We start from the raw sequence: 1,106 nt of genomic DNA on the forward strand, positions 1-1,106 counted from the left end.
GAGCAGCGCGAGATGATCCTGATCAGCCTGCACACCGATTCCGAGAGTGTGGCGAAGACCAAGGCCGATCAGGTCTGGCAGGAACTGATCGAGGCATGGGAAGCGAAGATGGCTGGTGCAGGCGCCGAAGCCGAGGACAGGCTGCCCCATGCCAAGGAACTCGCGGCAAGACGCGGATATCGCTATCTGAGCGCACGCCAGGTGGCATCCCTGCCGGTCGATGACATCCTCAAGCGAGTCGAGGTGGTTCCGACGCGGCGTGGCAAGGTCGATCAGCAGGAAGCCGAAGCCTTGCTTGGTGGCGCCAGGCCGCCTGTCATCACCGTATCCCGCGCGCTTGAGATTTACTGGACGCTGGCGAAGGACAAGACCATCGGCAAGTCCGACGACCAGATGCGCCGCTGGGAGAACCCCAGAAAGAAGGCCATCAAGAACTTCATCTCCGTTGTCGGGGACAAGGCTTTGGGCGAGATTTCCGGCGATGACATGCTCGACTTCCGCGACTGGTGGATGGAGCGGCTGGAAGAAGAAGACCTGACGCCGAACAGCGCCAACAAGGACTTGATCCATCTCGGTGACGTTCTCAAGACCGTCAACCGGATGAAGCGCCTCGGCCTGGTGTTGCCGCTGACCGATCTGTCCTTCAAGGAGGGCGATGCGAAGAAGAAGCCCCCGTTCTCGGTTGCATGGATCAAGGACAAGCTGCTGGCCCCCGGCGCCCTGGATGGGCTGAACCCCGAAGCCCGAACGATCCTGCTCCTGATGGTGAACACCGGCTGTCGGCCCTCGGAACTGGCGGCGCTGACCTCCAACACGATCCGGCTGGATCATGCCGTTCCCCATATCTCCATCGAACCGGAGGGGCGGCATATCAAGAGCAAGTACGCCCGGCGCACCATTCCCCTGTTGGGCGTGTCGCTGGACGCCGCGAAGGGCTTTCCAAACGGGTTCCCGCGGTATCTCGACAGCAGTGCCAGCCTGTCGGCCACGGTGAACAAGTTCCTGCGCGAGAACAATCTCATGGAGAGCGACCATCACACGATGTACTCGCTGCGCCATTCCTTCGAGGATAGAATGCTGGCGGCGGGCATTGATGACCGGATCAG

At 61.4% G+C, this 1,106-nt stretch carries 1 protein-coding gene; it reads left to right on the forward strand.

Going from position 1 to position 1,106, the window contains the following annotated elements:
* Positions 1 to 12: 12 nt before the first annotated feature.
* Positions 13 to 1,106 (forward strand): site-specific integrase (locus BW970_RS20245; protein WP_144039042.1); only part of this gene is annotated, 1,094 nt, incomplete at its 3' end.

Origin of the sequence: Gemmobacter megaterium (assembly GCF_900156815.1) — a bacterium.
Taxonomy (GTDB): Bacteria; Pseudomonadota; Alphaproteobacteria; order Rhodobacterales; family Rhodobacteraceae; genus Wagnerdoeblera; species Wagnerdoeblera megaterium.